The 16,441-nt window shown below is 72.3% G+C and carries 13 protein-coding genes; 8 read left to right on the forward strand and 5 right to left on the reverse strand.

Going from position 1 to position 16,441, the window contains the following annotated elements; genetic code table 11:
• The first annotated feature begins 11 nt into the window (after positions 1 to 11).
• Positions 12 to 956, forward strand: a complete 945-nt coding sequence (locus tag ACFC0G_RS09650) for a DUF1996 domain-containing protein (protein ID WP_376399870.1) — start codon at positions 12 to 14, stop codon at positions 954 to 956.
• 179 nt (positions 957 to 1,135) lie between these two features.
• Here the strand turns inward: ACFC0G_RS09650 and ACFC0G_RS09655 are convergent, their stop codons facing one another.
• Positions 1,136 to 2,545, reverse strand: a complete 1,410-nt coding sequence (locus ACFC0G_RS09655) for a cation:dicarboxylate symporter family transporter (protein ID WP_376399873.1) — start codon at positions 2,543 to 2,545, stop codon at positions 1,136 to 1,138.
• 188 nt (positions 2,546 to 2,733) lie between these two features.
• Here ACFC0G_RS09655 and ACFC0G_RS09660 point away from each other — a divergent pair, with 188 nt between their 5' ends.
• The 4 genes from ACFC0G_RS09660 to ACFC0G_RS09675 all read left to right on the forward strand — a co-directional run bounded on the left by ACFC0G_RS09660 (position 2,734) and on the right by ACFC0G_RS09675 (position 6,739).
• On the forward strand, positions 2,734 to 4,413 hold the full coding sequence (locus ACFC0G_RS09660) for an ATP-binding protein (protein WP_376399876.1): 1,680 nt from the start codon (positions 2,734 to 2,736) through the stop codon (positions 4,411 to 4,413).
• Entirely contained in the window at positions 4,410 to 5,105 is a 696-nt protein-coding gene (locus ACFC0G_RS09665) for a response regulator (protein WP_376399879.1), read from the forward strand. Before ACFC0G_RS09660 ends, ACFC0G_RS09665 begins: the two co-directional genes overlap by 4 nt.
• Before the next feature lie 213 nt (positions 5,106 to 5,318).
• Positions 5,319 to 5,927, forward strand: coding sequence for a helix-turn-helix transcriptional regulator (locus ACFC0G_RS09670; RefSeq protein ID WP_376400493.1), 609 nt, complete (start codon positions 5,319 to 5,321; stop codon positions 5,925 to 5,927).
• Between the two features lie 71 nt (positions 5,928 to 5,998).
• Positions 5,999 to 6,739, forward strand: a complete 741-nt coding sequence (locus ACFC0G_RS09675) for a tyrosine-protein phosphatase (RefSeq protein ID WP_376399882.1) — start codon at positions 5,999 to 6,001, stop codon at positions 6,737 to 6,739.
• On the opposite strand, the gene ACFC0G_RS09680 is transcribed toward ACFC0G_RS09675, so the two are convergent.
• Both ACFC0G_RS09680 and ACFC0G_RS09685 read right to left on the reverse strand, forming a co-directional pair.
• Positions 6,736 to 7,827, reverse strand: coding sequence for a helix-turn-helix domain-containing protein (locus ACFC0G_RS09680; protein WP_376399886.1), 1,092 nt, complete (start codon positions 7,825 to 7,827; stop codon positions 6,736 to 6,738). The genes ACFC0G_RS09675 and ACFC0G_RS09680 overlap by 4 nt on opposite strands.
• Positions 7,828 to 8,173: 346 nt before the next feature.
• A complete protein-coding gene (locus ACFC0G_RS09685) occupies positions 8,174 to 9,199 on the reverse strand; it encodes an ATP-dependent 6-phosphofructokinase (protein WP_376399889.1) in 1,026 nt (341 codons plus the stop codon).
• A gap of 379 nt (positions 9,200 to 9,578) precedes the next feature.
• Between ACFC0G_RS09685 and pta the strand changes: the two genes are divergently transcribed.
• The 3 genes from pta (at position 9,579) to pyk (ending at position 14,414) form a co-directional block, all read left to right on the forward strand.
• Positions 9,579 to 11,672, forward strand: coding sequence for a phosphate acetyltransferase (pta, locus tag ACFC0G_RS09690; RefSeq protein WP_376399892.1), 2,094 nt, complete (start codon positions 9,579 to 9,581; stop codon positions 11,670 to 11,672).
• Positions 11,669 to 12,901 carry an acetate kinase gene (locus tag ACFC0G_RS09695; RefSeq protein ID WP_376399895.1) on the forward strand — a complete coding sequence of 411 codons (1,233 nt, stop codon included), beginning with the start codon at positions 11,669 to 11,671 and terminating at the stop codon, positions 12,899 to 12,901. The genes pta and ACFC0G_RS09695 overlap by 4 nt, the downstream gene beginning before the upstream one ends.
• Positions 12,902 to 12,983: 82 nt before the next feature.
• On the forward strand, positions 12,984 to 14,414 hold the full coding sequence (gene pyk / locus ACFC0G_RS09700; protein ID WP_376399898.1) for a pyruvate kinase: 1,431 nt from the start codon (positions 12,984 to 12,986) through the stop codon (positions 14,412 to 14,414).
• 87 nt (positions 14,415 to 14,501) lie between these two features.
• On the opposite strand, the gene ACFC0G_RS09705 is transcribed toward pyk, so the two are convergent.
• Both ACFC0G_RS09705 and ACFC0G_RS09710 read right to left on the reverse strand, forming a co-directional pair.
• Positions 14,502 to 15,872, reverse strand: coding sequence for a hypothetical protein (locus ACFC0G_RS09705; RefSeq protein WP_376399901.1), 1,371 nt, complete (start codon positions 15,870 to 15,872; stop codon positions 14,502 to 14,504).
• A complete protein-coding gene (locus ACFC0G_RS09710) occupies positions 15,862 to 16,431 on the reverse strand; it encodes a DUF6114 domain-containing protein (protein WP_376399904.1) in 570 nt (189 codons plus the stop codon). The genes ACFC0G_RS09705 and ACFC0G_RS09710 overlap by 11 nt, the downstream gene beginning before the upstream one ends.
• Between the last annotated feature and the right edge of the window lie 10 nt (positions 16,432 to 16,441).

Consider the following 16,441-nt stretch of genomic DNA (forward strand, 5'->3'; position numbering starts at 1 on the left):
GGGGCGACGGGATGAATCTGATCCGCAGGCTGCTCGCGGGCGCGGGCGCCGTCCTGGTCCTGGCCACCGCCGGCTGCACGACCGCCCGGCCTGACCACACCTCGGACCGCTCCTCGGGCCACGCGGCCCACCAGTACACGTACACGAAGGCCCAGCAGGCGGCGATCGTCGCCCAGGCCGCGGCACCCGTCCGCGGCTCGGAGTTCCGCGCGGACTGCTTCTCCAGCCACCGCCGGGGCGACGACCCGATCGTCTTCCCCGGGCAGGCGGGCCGCTCGCACATCCACGAGTTCTACGGGAACAGGACGGCGAACGCCTCCTCGACGCTCCAGTCGCTGGCGGCCGGGACCACCAACTGCAGCCCGCAGACGGACCTCTCCTCCTACTGGACCCCGACCCTCTACCAGAACGGCGTGCCCGTCGCCCCCGAGCGCGTCACCGTCTACTACCAGGGCATCACCGACCCCACCCGCGCCGTCGCGCACCCGCGCGGACTGCGCTACGTCGTCGGCAACGCCCTGGCCACCGGACCCGAGCAGAACCCGGCCGCGCGCTGGTCCTGCGTGGGCCGGACCGAGTCCGGGCGGGACTTCCTGAACTGCCCGCCGGGCACCAAACTGGAGAACTACCTGGACTTCCCGACCTGTTGGGACGGGAAGAACCTGGACAGCCCCAACCACCGCGACCACATGGCGTACGCGGCGGGGCCGACCTGCCCGGCCAGTCACCCCGTCCCGGTGCCGCGCCTGGAACTGCTGATCACCTGGCCGGTGAACGGCGGAGGACTGAGCCTGGCGGGCACCCGGAACGGGACCAACGTGATCGACGCACCCGGCTACACCTTCCACGGCGACTTCTTCAACGCCTGGGACGAGGGCGAGCTGAGGCGCCGGGTCGCCGACTGCGTCAACGCGGGCTACGTCTGCGGCACGGACGGACACCCGATCCAGCAGTAGCGGGTCCGGGGCCACGAGGAGGACGGTCCCGGGACCGAGCGCACGAGAAGGACCGAGCGCACGAGAAGGCCGGTCCCGGGACCGACAGCACGAGAAGGACGGTACCGGCCGCGGCGGCGGCCGGTACCGTCCTTCTCCCGGGGCCCGGATCCGGCTCAAGGCCCGGGACCCGGGGCTCGTCAGACGCCCGCGCGGGCCTTCTCCTCGCCCTCCTCGGTCCGCTGGTCGGGGACCGGAGCGGGGGCGTGGTCGTCGACGAGGGTCTTCTCGTCGAAGGGAATGTGCCCGGCGAGGACCTCCGCCACCCTCGCCTTGTCGATCTCCTTCGTCCAGGTGCCGACGAGGACGGTCGCGACGGCGTTGCCCGCGAAGTTGGTGAGGGCGCGGGCCTCGCTCATGAAGCGGTCGATGCCGACGATCAGGCCCACCCCGTCGACCAGTTCGGGCCGGTGGGACTGGAGGCCGCCCGCGAGGGTCGCGAGGCCGGCGCCGGTGACGCCCGCCGCGCCCTTCGAGGCGATGATCATGAAGACGAGGAGCGAGACCTGCTCGCCGAGCGAGAGCGGGTCGCCCATCGCCTCGGCGACGAAGAGCGAGGCCATCGTGAGGTAGATCGCGGTGCCGTCGAGGTTGAAGGAGTAGCCCGTCGGGACGGTGATGCCGACGACCGGCTTGCTGACGCCCAGGTGCTCCATCTTCGCGATGAGCCGCGGCAGCGCGGACTCCGAGGAGGAGGTGGAGAGGATCAGCAGGAACTCGCGGCCCAGGTACCTCAGCAGCGTCCAGATGTTGATCCCGGCGACCAGGCGCAGGATCGTGCCGAGCACGACGAAGACGAAGAGTCCGCAGGTCAGATAGAAGCCGATCATGATGACGGCGAGGGACTTCAGGGCGTCGACGCCGGTCGCGCCGACGACGGCGGCGATCGCGCCGAACGCGCCGATCGGGGCGACCCACATGATCATGGCGAGGATGCGGAAGACGAGCCGCTGGATGTGGCCGATCCCGCGCAGCACCGGCTCCCCCGCGGCGCCCATCGCCTGGAGCGCGAAGCCCGCGAGCAGGGCGACGAGGAGCGTCTGGAGGACCTCGCCCTCGGTGAAGGCGGAAACGAGGGTGGTGGGGATGATCCCGAGCAGGAAGTCCGGCGTGGACTCGCTCGCGCCCTCGGCCTGCTTGGCGCCGGCCTCGGCGATCTCCTTGGTGAGGTGGAGGCCGGAACCGGGCTCCAGGAGGTTGCCGACGAGCAGGCCGATCGCGAGTGCGACGGTCGACATCACGAGGAAGTAGCCGAGGGCGAGTCCGCCGACGGCGCCGACCTTCGCGGCCTTCCGGACCGATCCGACGCCGAGCACGATCGTGCAGAAGATGATCGGCGAGATCATCATCTTGATCAGATTGACGAAGCCGGTGCCCAGGGGCTTGAGCTCGACGGCGACGCCCGGCGCCAGGAAGCCGACCGCGATGCCGAGCAGTACGGCGCCGATGACGGCCAGATACAGATAGTGGGTACGGTCCCGTCGTGCGGCCACGGGGTCCTCCTCGCGCTGATGGGTGTCCACGTCCCGGTGGACTCCGCGACTATCCATCAGCCTGTGACCGGGGTCACGGTTGCGTACGTTTCGTTCACGACCGAAACGTCCGGCGGGGGTCGACGGGCCGCCTGCCCGGGGCCCGCGGAAGAGGCGGAAGAGGACGGGCGGAAGCGAACGAGCGGAAGAGAACGATTCGGGAACGCAATGCCTTGGCGCAAATTCCGCCGTGCACACTTACCCGCATGCGTTTCCCCCGTACCCGCCCCCGCAGCCTGGCCGGTCAGCTCTTCGCGATGCAGGTCGTGCTCGTGGCCGTCGTCGTGGCGGGCTGCGCGGTCTTCGCGTACGTCACGGACCGGGCCCAGGCCGAGGAGACCGCGCGCCGCCAGTCGACGGCGACCGCCGCGGCCGTCGCCGACTCCCCCTCCGTGGTCGCCGCGGCCCGCTCGGCCGACCCGTCGGCGGCGCTCCAGCCGTACACGGAGGCGCTGCGCCGGCACGCGGACGTCGCCTTCGTGGTGATCATGGCTCCCGACGGGACCCGCTGGACGCATCCGGAGCCGGCCCAGATCGGCCGGACGTACCTCGGTCACATCGAGGAGGCCCTGCGGGGACGGACCTTCTCCGAGACGCACCTGGGGATCCTCGGCCCCTCCGTACGGACCGTGGCGCCCGTCTACGACGACGGCCGGATCGTCGCCCTCGTCAGCGCGGGCATCACGATCGAGAGGATCAGCGAGCAGATGCGGGAGCAGGTCACCGCCCTGCTCTTCATGGCGGGCGCGGCGCTCGCGCTCGGCGGCGCGGGGACGTACGTCGTCAACGCCCGGCTGCGCCGCCACACGCACGGCATGAACGCGGCGGAGCTGAGCCGGATGCACGACTACCACGAGGCCGCGCTGCACGCCGTGCGCGAAGGGCTCGTGATGCTCGACGGGCGGCGGCGGATCGCCCTCATCAACGACGGGGCACGGGAGTTGCTCGGCCTGGACGAAGGGGTCGTCGGCCGCCCGGCCGCCGAACTCGGCCTGCCCGCACCGCTGACGGGAGCGCTGCTCTCCTCCGAGCCGCGGGTGGACGAGACCCATCTGACGGCCGACCGGGTGCTCGTGGTCAGCACCCGCCCGGTGGTGGGCGGGGAGCGGCGCGGCACGGTCGTCACGCTCCGGGACCGTACGGAACTCCAGTCGCTGGCCGGGGAGTTGGACTCCGAGCGCGGGTTCACCGAGGCGCTGCGCTCGCAGGCCCACGAGGCGGCGAACCGGCTGCACACCGTCGTCTCGCTCATCGAACTGGGCCGGGTGGCCGAGGCGGTGGAGTTCGCGACGGCGGAGCTGGAGCTCGCGCAGGCGCTCACCGACCGGGTCGTCGACGCGGTCGGCGAACCGGTCCTCGCGGCGCTGCTGCTCGGCAAGGCGGCGCAGGCCAACGAGCGGGGCGTGGAGCTGGTGCTGACCGAGGACAGCCGGATCGACGACGGCCGGGTGCCGGCGGCCCTGCCCTCCCGTGACCTGGTCACGATCCTGGGCAACCTCATCGACAACGCCGTGGAGGCGGTGGGCGGGACCCCGCACGCGCGGGTGAGGGTCACGGTCGCGGCCCGGGCGGGCGACGGCGAGCTGCTGCTGCGGGTCGGGGACAGCGGCCCCGGCGTCCGCCCGGCCGACCGGGACGCGGTCCTGGGCCGCGGCTGGTCGACCCGGGGGCCGGGCCGCGGCCTCGGCCTGGCCCTGGTGGGCCAGGCGGTCTCCCGCGCCGCCGGCACCCTGGAGCTGGCGGACGCGCCGGAGGGCGGCGCGGAGTTCACCGTACGACTGCCGCTGCCGCGGGACGGCGGGCCCGGGGCGGCGGGTGCCGCCCCCGCGCCGGGTCGTCCGGCGGCGCCCGGCACCACTCCCACCGGATCCGAGGTGACCCCGTGAGCACGCACCCCCTCCGTGTCCTCGTCGTCGAGGACGACCCCGTCGCCGCCGACGCCCACGCGCTGTACGCCGGGCGGGTCGAGGGCTTCACCGTCGTCGGGGTCGCCCACTCCCGGGCCGCCGCCGTGCGGCTGCTCGACCGGACGCCGGTCGATCTGATCCTGCTCGACCTCTACCTGCCCGACGGCCACGGCCTCCAGCTGCTGCGCGCGCTCCGCGCCGCCGGGCACTCCGCCGACGTGATCGCCGTGACCTCCGCCCGCGACCTGGCGGTCGTCCGCGAGGGCGTGTCCCTCGGCGTCGTCCAGTACGTCCTGAAGCCCTTCGCCTTCGCCACGCTCCGGGACCGGCTCGCGCGGTACGCGGAGTTCCGGGCGTCCGCCGGGGAGGCATCCGGGCAGGACGAGGTGGACCGGGCGCTCGCCACGCTCCGGGCCCCGCACCCCGCCACGCTGCCGAAGGGGCTCAGCGCCCCGACCCTGGAGGCCGTCACCCGTACCCTCCGGGACACCCCGGCCGGGGTCACCGCCGCCGAGGCCGGCGCGGCGGTCGGGATCTCCCGGATCACCGCCCGCCGCTATCTGGAGCACCTCGTGACCGAGGGCCGGGCCGTGCGCGCCCCGCAGTACGGGCAGATCGGGCGCCCCGAGCTCCAGTACCGCTGGCTCGACGGCCGGGCTCGCGGCCACTAAGGTTCGGGGGCTGATGTGCGGGGCCTGACCTGCGGTTTCCGTTCCGCGGCTCGGCCGGCGGTTACCGATCGGTTCCCATGTTCCTACGACGTCGCACGTTGGGGGAACGCACCGTAGCCAGCCGTCACGGTCCGCACCTACCGTGGCCGGGTGCACCAACCCTCTCCCCCCTTCAACGCCCTGGCCGCGCGCCGTCTGCGCGAAGGACTCGGCATGGCCCCGGGACATGTCGCGTACGGCCTCCGCGCCCAGTACGGCTTGTTCGTCACCCCCGATACCGTCGCCGCCTGGGAACGCGGCCGCCTCCTTCCGACCGAGCAGGAACTCACCGCCCTCGCGGGCGTCCTCTGGTGCGACCCTTCCGAACTCATCGCCGCCGCGACGACCCTGCGCGAGCACCGGCTGGCCCGCGCACTCTCCGCGGAGGAGCTGGCCCGCCGGATCGGTGTCGCGGCCCACGCGTACCAGCAGATGGAGGACGAAGGCCGCTGGCGCGGCACCGAACGCCAGACGGCCACCCTCGCGGAGGTCCTCGGCCTCGGCCCGCGCGCGCTGATCACCGCCACCGGCGGCGACGAGAGCCTCGCCGAGGTGCTGCGCGACGCGGCCACCACCCGCTGGCAGGCCTACGTGAAACCGGCCGTGAAGATGGTGCCGCTGCCCAAGCGGACCGTGGAGTCGGCCCTCCAGCGGCTGCACTCGGAGTACCACGCGCGGATGGCGGCGACCAGCAGCTGGGGCGCCTCGGGGGCGACGGGCGACGAGGGGCGCGCGTACCTGGAGGGGATCACCGATCACTTCTGGGCGGCGGTGGGTCTGTAGCGGCCGGACCGGCGGACGTCCGACCATCGGCCTGGGGGAGGCCGTACAGGGGAGGCCGTACATTGGCGACCGTGATTCGACACATACCCTTCGAACGACTCCACAACTTCCGTGACCTGGGCGGCTATCGGACCGCCGACGGCGGGACCGTGCGGTGGGAGACCCTCTACCGCTCCGACTCCCTGGCCAAGCTCGCGGGAGCCGGCACCGACGACCTCGCCCGCTTCCGCGCGCTGCGCGTGGCCACCGTGATCGACCTGCGCTACCCGTGGGAGATCGACGCCAAGGGCCGCCTGCCGGAGACCGAGGAGGTCGCCTGGCACAACCTGTCCATCGAGCACCGGCCGTACGACCAGGCGGAGATCGACCCGGACCTCGACCCGTGGCGCTACCTCGCCGACCGGTTCGCCGAGGTCGCCGAGGACGGCGCGGAAGAGATCCGTACGGCCCTGGAGGTCATCGCCGCGGCCGACGGACCGCTCGTCTTCCACTGCGCCTCCGGCAAGGACCGCACGGGGCTGATCGCGGCCCTCGTCCTCGCGCTCCTCGACGTCCCCGACGAGGAGATCCTCGCGGACTTCGCGCTCACCGAGCTGGCCACGGAGCGGCTGATCGCCGACTGGCAGGCGTCGCACCCGGGCCGTGAGCTCCGCTGGCCGGGCTACGGCAGGGCGCCGGCCGAGATCCTTCGGCTGTTCCTCGCGGACCTGCGCGAGCGGTACGGCTCGGTGTACGGGTACGTCACCGGCCACGTCGGGCTCGACCCGGCGGTGGTGACGGCGCTCAGGACCCGGCTGGTCGACCCGGCCTAACTCCGGCGGTCGAAGCTGAAGAGCTGACCGGCCGCGTCCGGCGCGCAGGGGGCCTGGGCCAGTCGCGCCCAGTCCGCCGAGCGGTCGCCGACGACGGTGACGCAGCTGCCGGGCGTCGCGGAGTCCGCCGGAACGATCCGGTAGCCCTCGACGGGGGCGCCGTACGGCTCCAGGACGAACTCCTCGACCCGGCTCGGGTCTCCGCACTCGGAGTCCTCGTACGCGGCGTCGGGTATCCGGCCGCCGGAGGGTATGCCGGAGCAGCCGGGGCCGTAGTCCGGGTGGTCCGAAACGATCCTCCACCGGCCCCCGCCGCGCTCCGTCAGCGAGTACAGCGGCGCCTTCGCGTCGGCGCACGGCACCTGGTGGATCTGCCCGGTGCGGGAGCCGCGCCGCTCGCCGAGGCACAGGTCCGCGCCGATCACCCGGATGCGGACGTCCCCGGCGGCGGGCGCGGTGAGGGTACGGGGCGGGTGGGCGCCGTGCCCGTCCCGCAGGACGGCGACGACGCTGAACCCGGCGAGTACGAGACCGGCCAGCGCGACCGTCGCGACGAGGGCGCGGCGTATCCGGGACCGGGGCCCCGGCCGCCGGGCCGCGGGGGCGCCGTCCTGCGGCTCCACCGGCTCCCCGGGCCAGACGACCGCGGGCCCGACGGCCGGCACGGGGTCGGTCTCCGCGTGCGGGCCGTCGCCAGGGTCGGCTCCCCCGACCGGGCCTTCGCCCGCGCCCTCACCAGCGTCCTCGCCCGCGCCCTCGGCCTCATCAGCGCCCTCGCCCTCGCCCTCGGGCTCGTACACCCCCCGTACCGCGAGCCCCTTCCGTACCGCCTGCCACTCCTCAAGGCCACCCGGACCCACCCCGCACGCGCGGACGAACGAGAGCAGGAGCTCCTCGCGGGGGACGGTGGCGCGGGCCAGCATGTTGGCGACGGTGGACCGGGGCAGGACGTCGCCGCGCGCCTCGGCCCGGGCCGAGAGCTCGCGGTAGGTCAGGCCGGACCATTCCTTGAGCGCCTGGAGGCACGCGACGAACTCCGCGGCGTTCCGTGTCTCCCGCGGGTCGGGTGCCTTCTCCCCCGGCATCATCCGCGCCTCCCCCTTCCGCCGGACAGGGTTGGGACATGTCCGGGACAAGCCTCAAGCCTTGTTGATCTCACGCTCCGGCTCAAGAGTGGAACCCGGCAATTCCGGTGGTGATGCCGGTCACGACGAGTGGCCCCGACCCTCCACGGGGGGAGGGTCGGGGCCACTCGGGCGTGTCCGGGTCCCGGAGAGGATCCGGGACAGGTCGGGACGGAGGTCCCGACCGGAAGGACCTTCGGAAGACCGGTCAGGCACGGCCAGAAGACCGGCCAGGGCGTGGCCAGCAGACCGGTCAGGGCGTGGCCAGCAGGCCGGTCAGAGCACGGCCGGAAGACCGGTCAGGGCACGGTCAGAAGACGGACTCGGCCTCGCGGATCCGGTCCCCGGGAACCGTCTTGAGCTGCGTCACGGCCTCGGCGAGCGGCACCATCTCGATGTCCGTGCCGCGCAGCGCCGTCATCCGGCCGAACTCGCCGCGGTGCGCCGCCTCCACCGCGTGCCAGCCGAAGCGGGTGGCGAGCACCCGGTCGTACGCGGTCGGCGTGCCGCCGCGCTGGACGTGGCCGAGGATGACCGGGCGGGCCTCCTTGCCGAGGCGCCGCTCCAGCTCGACGGCGAGCTGGTTGCCGATGCCCTGGAAGCGCTCGTGACCGAACTGGTCGATCTCGCCCTTCTTGTACTCCATCGAGCCCTCGGCCGGATGCGCGCCCTCGGCGACGCAGATGACCGCGAACTTCTTGCCGCGCGCGAAGCGCTCCTCGACCATCTTGACGAGGTCGTCGACCTGGAAGGGGCGCTCGGGGAGGCAGATGCCGTGCGCGCCGCCGGCCATGCCGGACTCCAGCGCGATCCAGCCGGCGTGGCGGCCCATCACCTCGACGACCATCACGCGCTGGTGGGACTCGGCGGTGGTCTTCAGCCGGTCCATGGCCTCGGTGGCGACGCCGACGGCGGTGTCGAAGCCGAAGGTGCGGTCCGTGGAGGAGATGTCGTTGTCGATCGTCTTCGGGACGCCGACGACGGGCATGCCCGCGTCGGAGAGCATCTGGGCGGCGGTCAGGGTGCCCTCGCCGCCGATCGGGATGAGGACGTCGATGCCGTACTGCCGGGCCAGGTCGGGGGCCGACTCGGCGGCCTCGGCCAGCCGGTTGCGCTCCAGGCGCGCGGAGCCGAGGATCGTGCCGCCGCGGGCGAGGATGCCGCTGACGTTGTTGAGGTCGAGGGGGCGGTAGTGGCCGTCGAGGAGGCCCTTGAACCCGTCCTCGAAGCCGATGACTTCGTCGTCGTGGCCGGTCAGCGCCCGGTGCACGACCGACCGGATCACTGCGTTCAGGCCGGGGCAGTCGCCGCCTGCGGTGAGAACTCCGATGCGCATCGTGCTGTGTCTCCTGCTCGGTCGCGGTCCAGATGAGCCACGGCAATTCTCACACGCCCGGCCTGACGGGGACGCTCGTCGCCGCTCCGCGCGTCCCTCCCGGGGCCCCGTCGGGCTCCCGCGGAGGCCTTTCGTCCCGGGGTTCCGGGCCCTTCGTCCGGCGGGCGACGTAACCACTGGCGGGGGTATTGTCAAGGGGGTAATGCCGCCCTATAGGGGCTTTCCGAGGGCCGCCGGTTGACGCACGAGCGAGCGAGGCACGAGCAATCGACGCACGAGCGGGCGATCGACGCACGGGCCGCGAGGGTGCCGCGAGGCATCCACCCGGCCCGTTCCCCAGGACCGCCCCGATCCGCAGGACTGGACAGGAGACCACGGCGTGACGCGCAGCGTGTACGTGACCGGGATCGACCGCGGTGACGGCCGCCAGGTCGTCGAGCTGGGAGTCATGGAGCTCCTCACCCGCCAGGTGGACCGGGTGGGGGTGTTCCGGCCGCTGGTGCACGACGGCCCCGACCGCCTCTTCGACCTGCTGCGGGCCCGCTACCGGCTCTCGCAGGACCCCTCGACGGTCTACGGCATGGACTACCACGAGGCCTCGGACCTCCAGGCCGAGCGGGGCACGGACGAACTGGTCTCGCAGCTCGTCGACCGGTTCCACGCCGTCGCGCGCGACTACGAGGTCGTCCTCGTCCTCGGCACCGACTTCGCCGCCACGCAGCTCCCCGACGAGCTCGCGCTCAACGCCCGCCTCGCCAACGAGTTCGGCGCCTCCGTCATCCCGGTGGTCGGCGGCAAGGGCCAGCCCTCGGAGTCCGTACGGGCCGAGGCCCGCAACGCCTTCCGCGCGTACGACGGGCTCGGCTGCGACGTGCTCGCGATGATCGTCAACCGGGTGGCGGCCGAGGACCGGGAGGTCATCGCCGAGCGTCTCTCCGCCCGGCTGCCCGTGCCCTGTTACGTCCTGCCGGACGAGCCGGCGCTCGCCGCGCCCACCGTCTCCCAGATCACCCAGGCGCTCGGCGCCTCCGTGGTCCTCGGCGACGACCAGGGCCTCGCGCGGGACGCCCTCGACTTCGTCTTCGGCGGCGCGATGCTGCCGAACGTCCTCAAGGCGCTGACCCCCGGCTGTCTCGTCGTCACCCCCGGGGACCGGGCCGACGTGGTCGTCGGCGTGCTCGCCGCGCACTCGGCCGGAACCCCGCCCATCGCCGGCATGCTGCTCACCCTCGACGAGCGGCCCGGCGAGGAGATCCTGACCCTGGCGGCCCGGCTCGCGCCCGGCACCCCGGTCATCTCCGTAGCCGACAACAGCTTCCCCACCGCGGCCGAACTCTTCTCCCTGGAAGGGAAGCTGAACGCCGCCACCCCGCGCAAGGCGGAGACCGCCCTCGGCCTCTTCGAGCGGCACGTGGACACCTCCGACCTCCTGAAGCGGGTCTCGGTCGCCCGCAGCGGCCGGGTCACCCCGATGATGTTCGAGCACGAGCTCCTCGAACAGGCGCGCACCGACCGGCGCCGGGTGGTGCTCCCCGAGGGCGCCGAGGAGCGCGTGCTGCGCGCCGCCGACGTGCTGATCCGCCGCGACGTGTGCGACCTGACGCTGCTCGGCGACGTCGAGGTCATCCGCAAGAAGGCCGCCGAACTGAGCGTGGACCTCGGTGACACGCAGCTGATCGACCCGCAGACCTCGGAGCTGCGCGACGCGTTCGCCGAGAAGTACGCGGCGCTCCGCGCCCACAAGGGCGTCACCGTCGAGCTCGCGTACGACGTCGTCGCGGACGTGAACTACTTCGGCACCCTGATGGTGCAGGAGGGCCTGGCCGACGGCATGGTCTCCGGCTCCGTGCACTCCACGGCCGCGACGATCCGCCCGGCCTTCGAGATCATCAAGACGAAGCCGGAGGCGTCGATCGTCTCCTCGGTCTTCTTCATGTGCCTCGCCGACAAGGTGCTCGTGTACGGCGACTGCGCGGTCAACCCCGACCCGAACGCCGAGCAGCTCGCGGACATCGCCGCCCAGTCGGCGGCCACGGCGGCGCGCTTCGGCGTGGAGCCGCGGATCGCGATGCTCTCGTACTCGACCGGGACGTCGGGCTCCGGCGCGGACGTCGACAAGGTGCGCGAGGCGACGAAGCTGGTCCGCGAGGCGCATCCGGAGCTGCGGATCGAGGGCCCGATCCAGTACGACGCGGCGGTGGAGCCGTCCGTCGCCGCCACGAAGCTGCCGGGCTCGGAGGTGGCCGGGCAGGCGACCGTGCTGATCTTCCCGGACCTCAACACCGGCAACAACACCTACAAGGCCGTGCAGCGTTCGGCCGGCGCCGTGGCCGTCGGCCCGGTGCTCCAGGGTCTGCGCAAGCCCGTGAACGACCTCTCACGCGGCGCGCTCGTCAGCGACATCGTCAACACGGTCGCCATCACGGCGATCCAGTCCCAGGTCCCCTCCCAGGGTCAGGAGCTCCCCGCATGACCGGCACCCCCACCCGCGTCCTCGTCCTCAACTCCGGTTCGTCCTCCGTCAAGTACCAGCTGCTCGACATGGCGGACGGCAGTCGGCTCGCGGCCGGCCTGGTGGAGCGGATCGGCGAGGAGACCTCCCGTCTGGTGCACACCCCGCTCCAGGGCGGCGGCGGGGAGAGGCGCGAGAAGAACGGCCCGATCGCCGACCACGCGGCGGCGCTGAAGGCGGTCGCCGAGGAACTGGCGGCGGACGGCCTCGGTCTGGACTCCCCCGAGCTGGCCGCGATCGGCCACCGGGTGGTGCACGGCGGGCTGCGGTTCAGCGCTCCGACGGTCGTCGACGACGAGGTGCTCGCGGAGATCGAGCGGCTGGTGCCGGTGGCGCCGCTGCACAACCCGGCGAACCTCACCGGCATCCGTACGGCGATGTCGCTGCGCCCGGACCTGCCGCAGGTGGCGGTCTTCGACACGGCCTTCCACACGACGATGCCGGAGTCCGCGGCGCGGTACGCGATCGACGTGGCGACGGCGGACGCGCACCGCATCCGGCGGTACGGCTTCCACGGCACCTCGCACGCGTACGTCTCGCGCGAGACGGCGAAGCTGCTCGGCCGGGCGCCCGAGGAGGTGAACGTGATCGTGCTGCACCTGGGCAACGGCGCCTCCGCCTCGGCGGTGCGGGGCGGCCGGTGCGTGGACACCTCGATGGGTCTGACGCCCCTCGAAGGCCTGGTCATGGGCACCCGCTCGGGCGACATCGACCCGGCGGTCACCTTCCACCTCAAGCGGGTGGCGGGCATGTCGGCCGACGAGATCGACGTCCTCCTCAACAAGAAGTCCGGCCTGGTCGGGCTCTGCGGCGACAACGACATGCGGGAGATCCGCCGGCGCGTGGACGAGGGGGACCCGGCGGCGACGCTCGCCTTCGAGATCTACGTCCACCGTCTGAAGAAGTACATCGGCGCGTACTACGCGGTGCTCGGCCGGGTGGACGCGGTGGTGTTCACGGCGGGGGTCGGCGAGAACGCCGCCCCGGTGCGGGAGGCTGCGATCGCGGGCCTGGAGGAGCTGGGTCTCGCCGTGGACGCGGACCTCAACTCCGTCCGTTCCGACGAGGCGCGGCTGATCTCTCCGGACTACGCGCGGGTGGCGGTGGCCGTGGTGCCGACGGACGAGGAACTGGAGATCGCACGGCAGAGTTTCGCGCTCGTTCAGAGCTCGGCGAGCTCGAACGAGTGAACGCTTGAGCGGGCCCGCGCCCATTTGTACTTTCCGCCAGTCGGAATATTCCGCAGTGAAACAAACCGATAGGATCCGCCTCATGCGCCGTTCCAAAATCGTCTGTACGCTGGGCCCCGCCGTCGACTCGTATGAGCAGCTGAAGGCTCTCATCGAGGCCGGCATGAACGTGGCCCGATTCAACTTCAGCCACGGATCCCAGGCAGAACACCAGGAGCGGTACGACCGCGTCCGGCAGGTCTCCGCGGACACCGGGCACGCCGTCGGCGTCCTCGCCGACCTCCAGGGCCCCAAGATCCGCCTCGAGACCTTCGCCGAGGGCCCGGTCGAGCTGGTGCGCGGTGACGAGTTCACCATCACCACCGACGACGTCCCCGGCGACAAGTCCATCTGCGGCACCACCTACAAGGGTCTGCCCGGCGACGTCTCCAAGGGCGACCAGGTCCTCATCAACGACGGCAACGTCGAGCTGCGGGTCGTCGAGATCGACGGCCCCCGGGTCAAGACCGTGGTCATCGAGGGCGGTGTCATCTCCGACCACAAGGGCATCAACCTGCCCGGCGCGGCCGTCAACGTCCCCGCCCTGTCGGAGAAGGACGTCGACGACCTCCGCTTCGCCCTCCGCATGGGCTGCGACATGGTCGCCCTCTCCTTCGTCCGCGACGCCGACGACGTCAAGGACGTCCACAAGGTCATGGACGAGGAGGGCCGCCGGGTCCCCGTCATCGCCAAGGTCGAGAAGCCGCAGGCCGTCGAGAACATGGAGGCCGTCGTCGCGGCCTTCGACGCGGTCATGGTGGCCCGTGGCGACCTCGCCGTCGAGTACCCGCTGGAGCGGGTCCCGATGGTGCAGAAGCGTCTCGTCGAGATGTGCCGCCGCAACGCCAAGCCGGTCATCGTCGCGACCCAGATGATGGAGTCGATGATCACCAACTCCCGTCCGACCCGCGCCGAGGCGAGCGACGTCGCCAACGCGATCCTGGACGGGGCGGACGCGGTCATGCTGTCGGCCGAGTCCTCGGTCGGCGCGTACCCGATCGAGACCGTCAAGACGATGTCGAAGATCGTCACCGCGGCCGAGCAGGAGCTGCTCTCCAAGGGCCTCCAGCCCCTGGTCCCGGGCAAGAAGCCGCGCACCCAGGGCGGCTCCGTCGCCCGCGCGGCCTGCGAGATCGCCGACTTCCTGGGCGGCAAGGCGCTGATCGCCTTCACCCAGTCCGGCGACACGGCCCGCCGTCTCTCCCGCTACCGGGTGCAGCAGCCGATCCTCGCGTTCACGACGGACGAGAACACCCGCAACCAGCTCACCCTGAGCTGGGGCGTCGAGTCCTTCCTCGTCCCGTTCGTGGAGACCACGGACGCGATGGTCGACCTCGTGGACGCCGAGCTCCTGAAGCTCCAGCGCTACAGCGAGGGCGACACCATGGTCATCACGGCCGGCTCGCCCCCCGGCGTCCCGGGCACGACGAACATGGTCCGCGTCCACCACCTCGGCGGCGGCGAGCACGCCTGACGTCCCGCCTGATCCGTACACGGCTGTGGGCCGCACCCCTGGAGAAGGGATGCGGCCCACAGCCGTATGCGCGTACGCGTACGGGGATCAGCTGGGCTCGATCGTGTTGTGGAGGCCCTGGACCTTGAGGGTGCCGCCGAACTGGCCCGCCTGCTTGAGCTTCACCTGGGTGAAGAAGGCGAAGGGGACGTCCAGCGGGGGCGGGGACTCCGGACCGAAGGTGATCGGGATGAGGCCGAAGAGGTTGCCCTTCAGCTCCTCGGTGTACATGGTCACCGTGCCGTCGGTGATGGTCGACGTCGAGCCCTTGTCGGAGCGGACGTGGCCGGTGAAGCCCTCGGAGTGGACCGTCAGCTGGTGAAGGTCCTTGATGTCGATGCCGGTCGCGGTGAACTTCAGGACCTTCTTGATCTTGCCGCTGCCGGTCTTCACCTCGACGATGCCGTGGTACTTGAGGCCCTTGAGGGTGAGGAGCGTGCTCTCCAGCCGCCACGGCTCGTCCGGGAGCAGCGGGATGCCCGGCTCCAGGTCGGCCGCGGCGAGTGCCTCGGCGTCGAGCTCGGGGCACGGGAAGCGGGGCTTGGCGCCGTCGGGTATGGACTCGTCCTTCTTGGGGTCGAGGCCCTGGGCGCTCTTCGGGAGCTCCTTGACCGTGGCACCGGCCTTGTCGGCCGCCTCCTCGATCGCCTTCTTGGTCGCGTCGGCGGCCGGGTCGACGGTCGCCTTCGGCTTCGGCTCGGCGGGCGCGGTGGCGGTGGCCGAAGCCGTCGCGGTCGGCTCGTCCGCGGGCGCGGTCGGATCGTCGGCGGTCGCGGGCTTCTGGACCGGGGCCGTCGTCGTCGGAGCCGCCGTCGTGGGCGCGGCCGTGGTGGCCGTCGGCTTCGGGTCCGGGCCGTCGAAGAGGTCCTTGAGCGCGTCGCCCACGCCCAGCGGGTCGAGCGGGTTCGTCGACTTCGTGGGGGTGGGGGTCGGGGTGGCCGTGGCCGAGGGGGTCGCGGTCGGCGCCGGCTCCCTGTTCTGCTGCGTGGTCGCCTGCCCGGTCTCCGTCGCGGTCGGCGTCGGGGTCGGGGTAGCGGTGGCGCTCGCCGAGGCGGTGGCCGTGGCCGTCGGGCCGGTCGTCGCCGTGGAGCTCGGGCTCGCGGACGCGGTCGAGGTCGCCGAGGGGGTCGCCGTCGGCTTCGCGCTCTCCGTGGGCTTGGCCGTGGGCGTCGCCGTCTCCTCCGGAGTCGGCTCGTCCGAGCGGGTCACGCAAGGTCCCGGTGCGAAGGGGATGTCCTTGTCGTCGGCGAGGGCGAGCTTGGGCGTGAGGCCCATGCCCACGAGCACCGCGGTCGGCATGGCGGCCAGCGCCATGGCCTTGCCCGCAGGGCCCTGGATCCTGTTCAGCAGCGACTTGCGCGGGGCCGCGTGCCGCGGGCCCTCCTTCGCGAGCGCCGACTGAGTCTCGTCACCCCGCACTGTTCCTCCCGCCGTTGGCGTCGATCGTCGTTTCGGTCGCCTGGTGCTCCGCCTCGTACTGCTGCGGGATGTCGGCCGCCGGCACGACCGCGGTCTCGAGTTCTGCTCCGGCCTCTTCGGAGGCCTCCGGCCGGCCGTCGTGCTCTGCGTCGTCGGCGCTCTCCTCGACCGGGGGCGCGGGCGCCCACGCGACGGACATGCCGCCGCCGATGAGGGAGAACAGGAACCCGATGACGAGGCCGCCGAAGTTCGACACCGGGATGGAGACGAGCGCCAGGATGATCGTCGCGACGCCCGCGAACACCCGGACGATGGGCTGGAACCACATCGTGAAGCCGAGCGTGATGAGCAGGACACCGATGATCAGCGCACCGGCCCCGGCGGTCGTCTGCATGGCGAGCGTGGCGTTGCCGAGCCGCATGTCCCCGTACGGCAGGTAGGCGATCGGCACTCCGCCGATCATGGTGAAGATTCCCGCCCAGAAGGGCCGGGTCTGCCGCCAGACCTTGAACCGGTTGTCCTTGGGGACTTCACGGGAGGCGGGGATCTCGGCGCTCATGGATACAGCT

The organism is Streptomyces sp. NPDC056169 (assembly GCF_042268445.1).
Taxonomy (GTDB): domain Bacteria; phylum Actinomycetota; class Actinomycetes; order Streptomycetales; family Streptomycetaceae; genus Streptomyces.